Genomic DNA, 5,815 nt, shown 5'->3' with positions numbered 1-5,815 from the left:
GGTGGAGGACGCGCGCGAGCGCGGTCACCGGGCCGCCGGCGAGAGCGCGGGCGCCGTATGGGACTCCTACGCCGCAGCCGGTGTGACCGACGAGCAGATGGCGCTGGGCATGATGGCCGTGGCCGAGCAGTTGCTGCGCCGACTGCAGGCGCTCGAGCCCGGCGTGAATCACCTGGCGGTCCAGGCCCCCGGCGCGAGCCCGCCCGAGACGGAATGGCCGCCGGACGTGGCTGCCGTCGGCTGACAGGCGGATTCCGGTCGAACTCTTGGTGACCCGGCCGCTCGGCGCAATTCGGTCGTCATCTTGGACGCCTACGGTGCCGGTGTGCTCAAAGCGGCCGATGCCCATCCCGTGCGCACCCGATGGGCCGCGGTGGTCGGGCTCGGGTTGGCCATGTTGGTGGTCAACACCGAACTGACCATCTCCTCGGTCACCCTGCCCGGCATCGCCGCGGATCTCGGGGTGGGGCCGACGGCCGCCACCTGGATGCTGCTGGGCTACGCCTTGCCCATGGGGGCAGCCGCGATCCCGCTCGGCCGGTGGATCGACCAGGCCGACGTGTGCGCGGTGTTCCGCGCCGCGATTATCGGCACGGCACTGACCGGGACCGCCGCCGCGGCGGCGCCCACCTTCGCGGTGCTGGTAGTCGCGCGGGTGGCGCAGGGCTTGGCGGGCGGCCTGATCATGGCCGCCTATCTGCCGCTGATCGCTCTGTTGGTGCACCCGGCGCAACGCGGCCGGGCGCTCGGGCAGGTCGCCACGATCATGACGCTCGGCGCGCTGGCCGGCGTGCCACTCGGCGGTCTGGTGGCCGAGTTCTTGGGGTGGCGGCAGGTCATGCTGCTCAAGCTCCCCGTGTTGGCGGTGGCCCTGGTGCTGGCACCCCGCGGGCGCCCTGCGTCACGGCGCCGTGTGCGGTGGCCGGTGCCCGACCGCGAGCAGGTCACCGAGGCGGTGCTGCTGATCGGTGCGGTGACCGCACTGCTGGCGGCGGTGGACCTGGCCGTGGCCCATCCCGGCTTCGCGGTGCTTCCGGTGCCGGTGGCCGGGCTCGCGGCGGCCGCCTGGGTGCGCCGACCGGGGGCCGCGCCGGTGGTCGCCCTGATCCGTCGCCCGGCGGTGACCCGGGTGGCCATCGCGGTGCTGGCCAACACGTTCACCTCGGGGCTGATCGCGTTCTCATTGCCGTACTTCGTCGCCGATGTGATGGGCGGTGGCCCCGTCCACACCGGGGTGGTGTTGGCCTGCTTCGTCGGCGTGGCGGCGCCGTTCGCCACCCTGGCGGGTGTGCTGGTGGACCGTCACGGCACCCGTTGGGTGGCCGCCGCGGGCAGCGCGTTCACCGTGATGGGCATGCTCACCATGCTGACGGTCGGGTCAGGTACGGGCATCGTCGGTCTGGCCTGGCGGCTGTCGTTACTCGGCGCGGGCATGGGCTTGTTCACAGCGCCGATCAACGCGGCGTGGCTGGCCGCTGCGCCGCCGGGAATGGCCGGGTTGATCGGGGGATTGGGCATGACGGTGCGCACCCTCTCGTTGACCGGGGGACCGGTGGTGGCCGGCGTCTGTTGGGCCGCCGCGGGCGGCGGCGTCGCGGGCTTCCGTTGCGGGGTCGCGGTGCTCACCGCAGTCGCGGTGGTGGGCCTGATCTCCTTGTGCAGACCCGATCCGACGCGACGTCAGATAACCGTGGACCGGGTGGTCTGACCGGGGGTGGGCGGCAGCACCGACGGGCCGTCCAGCCACGCCATGGCAGCGGCATGGCCCGCGGCGACCAGGTCACCCGCACGCGCGAAATCGCGCGGCCCGGTCGGCATCGTCGCCAGGATCCCGGCCGTCCAGGCGTCGGCGAGATGGGGCAGCACCCGTACCCGGGGATCCGTCATCGCCTCGCGCACCGCGGCCCGGTTGGCCACCGAGCGGGCGATGGTGAACGAGCGCAGCACCACGTCGAGCAGGCGGGCGCGGGGTCGCTCCTCGGGGGCTCGGTAGACCCGACCGGGTAACACCGCAAGCCCGCAGGCGAGCTCCGAGCCCGGGGTCGCCGCGCAGCCACCCAGCGCGCCGGTGACCGGCGCCAGGCCCGCATCCAGCACCATCACGGTGTCCCCGGGGCCGGCGATGTCCAGCGCTGCGGACACCGGCACGCCGCACAGCACACCGCCATCGACGTGGTCGTGCCCATCGGGCAACCGGACCGGGGAGAGCAAGCCGGGCAACGCACAGCTGGCCAACAGGATCTCGGTGAGCGGACCGCGGTCGTGGTGCACCGATTCCGCACAGTCCAGGCAGGTGGTGGTGATGCGCAGCGGGATCGCGAACTCGGCCACGTCGTGGGCGTCCAGGAAGCGGTTCAGCATGGCGCGCAACGGACGCTGGTCCAGCAGTGCATCGCCGTGGCGCAGCACGGTCGGCACGCCCAACACGCGGGAGAACAGCGACGGGGCGAGCACGGAGCGGCTGCTGGGCGCCTGCCAGAACTCCACCAGCGCGCGGGCTCGCTTTACCGAGGGGTCCGCCGCCAGGAACGCCGCGTTCAGTGCGCCCGCGCTGCAGCCGACCAGTGCGTCCGGCACGATGCCGGCCTCGGCCAGTGCGAGCAGCGAACCGGCCTGAAAGGCGCCGATCGCACCGCCGCCGCCGAGCACGAACACGTAACCCACAACGCACCTCGATCGCGGATGAACCCGCGAGGACGTGCGGGTGACGTCGATTCTGCCTGCTGATGGCCATTGGGGCCAGTCGGGGGTCCAACTGCGCGGTAGCGCCCAACCGGCGCCGGCAGTTCACCGAACACTGTGCCCCCGGACGACATCTGATCACCCGTCAGCGCAGAGCCTGGACTCATGCGCGTAGCCGTGATCACCGAATCCTTTCTGCCACAGGTGAATGGCGTGACCAACAGCGTGCTCCGGGTCTGCGAACACATGGCCGACCGGGGGCACGACGTCGTCGTCTACGCACCCGGCGGACCCGGGGCGGACACGCTGCCCGATTCCTACGGACCGGCGCAGATCGTGCGGGGGCCGTCCGTGGGCCTGCCCCGGTACCGGGATTTCCGCGTCGCCCTGCCCGCACCGGGACTGGGCCGACTGCTGCGGGACTGGCGCCCGGACGTCGTGCATCTGGCCTCGCCGGCCGCGGTCGGGGCGCAGGGTGCATTCCTGGCCCATCGTCTGGGCATCCCCTCCGTCGCGGTCTACCAGACCGACCTGGCCGGTTTTGCCTCCCGCTATGGGATGGAGATGGCGGGCAACGCGTTGTGGCGCTGGCTACGGCACATTCACGCCGTGGTGGGGCGCACGCTGGCACCGAGTCGGCACGCGGTCGCCGAACTCGAACGCCGTGGCGTGCAACGGGTGTCCCGTTGGGCCCGCGGCGTCGACATCGAGCGCTTCCGGCCGGATCGGCGCAACGCGGACCTGCGCGCCCGACTCGCGCCGAACGGTGAACTTCTCATCGGCTACGTCGGCCGGTTGGCGCACGAGAAGCAGGTGGAGTTGCTGGTCGGCCTGGACCGCACGCCCGGCGTGCGGTTGGTGGTGGTCGGCGACGGACCGCAGCGCGCCGCGCTGACCCGTCGCATGCCGGGCGCGCAGTTTCTCGGATTCCAGGGCGGAACCCAGTTGGCCGAGACCTTCGCCTCGCTGGATGTGTTCGTGCACACCGGGGCGCACGAGACGTTCTGTCAGGCCGCGCAGGAGGCGTTGGCCAGTGGACTGCCGGTGGTCGCGCCGGCGGCCGGTGGACTGCTGGACCTGGTCGAGCCGGACGGCAACGGCGTGCTGTTCGCCCCGCACGACGCGGTGGATCTGCGCCGGGCGATCCTTCGGCTGCAGGCCGATCCGCACCGTCGGCAGCGGTTGGCGGCCGCGGCCCGTCCATCGGTGGTTGGACGGACCTGGGCGGTGATCGGGGACGAGCTGATCAACCACTACCAGCAGGTGTCCACCGTGGATCGATTGGCTGCCTGATGCCCACTCAGATCGTGCAATGCGCGAACTTTGTGGCCCCGCGCTCGGGAGGCCTGCGCACTGCGATGCGGCATCTGGCCGAGCAGTACACCGGCGCCGGGTACTCGGTGATCCAGGTGGTACCGGGCGCCCGCACGGGTAGCGAGGAAACCGCGTGGGGACGTATCGAGTACGTCCGTTCCCCGACGGTGCCCGGCACCGGCTACCGGGTCATGGTGGAGCCCGCCCGGGTCGCGCGGTTGCTCGAGCGGCTGAACCCGGACCGCCTGGAGGTGCACGACCGGTTGACGCTGCGCGGGTTGGGCAGGTGGGCGCGGCGCACCGGGGTGCCGTCGATGGTGATCAGCCACGAGCGGCTGGATCGGCTGGCCCGGCGGGCACTCCCCGGCGGCCCGCCGCTGCGTCGGGCCGTGGACACGTCCAACCGAAGCCTGGCGGGCAACTTCGACGTGGTGGTCGCGACCACCGATTGGGCCGCGGTGGAGTTCCGGCGCCTCGGCGTGCCGAACCTGGTGCAGATTCCGCTCGGCGTGGATCTGACAGTCTTTCAGCCGAGCAACTACGACCCCGGGCTGCGGGCGCGATTGGCCCCGCACTCCTCGCCGCTGCTGGCCGCGGCGGTTCGCCTCTCGCCGGAGAAGGAACCCGGCCGAGTGGTGGAAACGGTGCGCGAGTTGGACCGCCGCGGTTGCTCGGTGCGCTGTGTGATTGCCGGTGACGGGCCGCTGCGGGCCCGGCTGGAGCGCAGCGCCGTCGGCCTGCCGATCACCTTTCTCGGCTACCTCGAGGACCGGGCGGCGCTGGCCGCGTTGCTCGCCACCGCCGACGTGTTCCTCGCGCCCGGCCCGGTGGAGACCTTCGGGCTGGCCGCGTTGGAGGCGATGGCCTGCGGCACCCCCGTGGTGGTCGATTCGGGTAGCGCGTTGCCGGAGGTGATCGGGGATGTGGGGTTCGCGGTGTCGGGCAGCGCCGCGGCCTACGCGGCAGCGGTCGAGGCGCTGCTGGAGCTGCCCCGGGCAGCGTTGCGAGCGGCTGTCCGCGAGCGCGCGGAATGCTTCCCGTGGGAGGTCACCGGGCGGAACTTCCTGGCCGCGCACCGGTTGTCGCCGCTGCGGCAGGGTGTGCCGTGACCGCGCCGGTGTATGTCTCGCTCGGGGACAGCCTGGTCTCCGGTGACGGGGTCGGGCAGGAGACGCAGCCCGAGCAGGCCTGGGCGGGTTTGCTGGCCGCGGCCGCGGGCGCGCGCTTCGTGGGTCTGGCCCGCGGTGGAGCGCCGATTGCCGCGGTGTTGCGCGAACAACTGCCGCAGGCTCGGGCGTTGTCACCGCGCGTTGCCTGCGTCAGCGCGGGCATGAACGATCTGTTTCGCTCCGGCGGCGCGGCCCGGGCCGACGACGCCCTCGAGCAGTTGGTGTGCGGGCTGCGCGACGCCGGGATCACGGTGGTGATCGGGCGTCTGCATGACCCGACCTGTCGGTTGCGCCTGCCCGAGAAGGCCGGCCGGGCGGTGCGGGAACACGTGGCCCGCATCAACGCACGGTTGGACCGGCTGGCCGCCGACCCCGGTGTGCTGCTGCTCGATTTCGCGGCGCTGCTCGATCGCGACGAATGCTGGGCGGTGGATCGGATGCATCCGTCCGGATACGGGCACCGCGTGTTGGCGGCCGGCGCGGCGCAGCGCATCGGGGTGACCCAACCGGTGCCGCTGGGTGTTCCGCCGCGCGCGGCGACATCCGCTGCGTTCTACCGGTGGGTCCTGCGGCACGGCGTGCCGTGGTTGGCGCTGCGCACCCCGGAACTGGTGGGATCACCGATGCTGCGGCGGCGGGCCCGCCGGTCA

At 72.5% G+C, this 5,815-nt stretch carries 6 protein-coding genes; 5 read left to right on the top strand and 1 reads right to left on the bottom strand.

Features of this window, described 5'->3' with window-relative positions:
* On the top strand, positions 1-244 hold a 244-nt coding region (locus VGJ14_10715; protein ID HEY2832886.1), incomplete at its 5' end, for a hypothetical protein.
* A 60-nt stretch (positions 245-304) separates the two neighbouring features.
* Positions 305-1,708 (top strand): MFS transporter, encoded by a 1,404-nt coding sequence (locus VGJ14_10710; protein ID HEY2832885.1) that lies wholly within the window; start codon positions 305-307, stop codon positions 1,706-1,708.
* On the opposite strand, the gene VGJ14_10705 is transcribed toward VGJ14_10710, so the two are convergent.
* Positions 1,681-2,664: a patatin-like phospholipase family protein gene (locus VGJ14_10705; protein HEY2832884.1), complete on the bottom strand. Its 984-nt coding sequence runs from the start codon at positions 2,662-2,664 to the stop codon at positions 1,681-1,683. The genes VGJ14_10710 and VGJ14_10705 overlap by 28 nt on opposite strands.
* Positions 2,665-2,847: 183 nt before the next feature.
* On the opposite strand from VGJ14_10705, the gene VGJ14_10700 reads away from it, so the two are divergent.
* The 3 genes from VGJ14_10700 to VGJ14_10690 all read left to right on the top strand — a co-directional run.
* Positions 2,848-3,975, top strand: a complete 1,128-nt coding sequence (locus tag VGJ14_10700) for a glycosyltransferase family 1 protein (GenBank protein HEY2832883.1) — start codon at positions 2,848-2,850, stop codon at positions 3,973-3,975.
* Positions 3,975-5,105 (top strand): glycosyltransferase, encoded by a 1,131-nt coding sequence (locus tag VGJ14_10695; GenBank protein HEY2832882.1) that lies wholly within the window; start codon positions 3,975-3,977, stop codon positions 5,103-5,105. Before VGJ14_10700 ends, VGJ14_10695 begins: the two co-directional genes overlap by 1 nt.
* The coding region (locus tag VGJ14_10690; GenBank protein HEY2832881.1) for a GDSL-type esterase/lipase family protein at positions 5,102-5,815 on the top strand (714 nt) is incomplete at its 3' end. The genes VGJ14_10695 and VGJ14_10690, both read left to right, overlap by 4 nt.

The sequence above is a fragment of the Sporichthyaceae bacterium genome (assembly GCA_036493475.1).
Classification (GTDB): Bacteria; Actinomycetota; Actinomycetes; order Sporichthyales; family Sporichthyaceae; genus DASQPJ01.
The sequence above is the reverse complement of the archived record's forward strand: the minus strand, read 5'-3'. Positions and strand labels throughout refer to the sequence as shown.

Excerpts from the sequence above, each read along its gene's own strand:
- VGJ14_10695 (HEY2832882.1), top strand. The coding sequence starts at position 3,975 with ATGCCCACTCAGATCGTGCAATGCGCGAACTTTGTGGCCCCGCGCTCG.
- VGJ14_10700 (HEY2832883.1), top strand. The coding sequence starts at position 2,848 with ATGCGCGTAGCCGTGATCACCGAATCCTTTCTGCCACAGGTGAATGGC.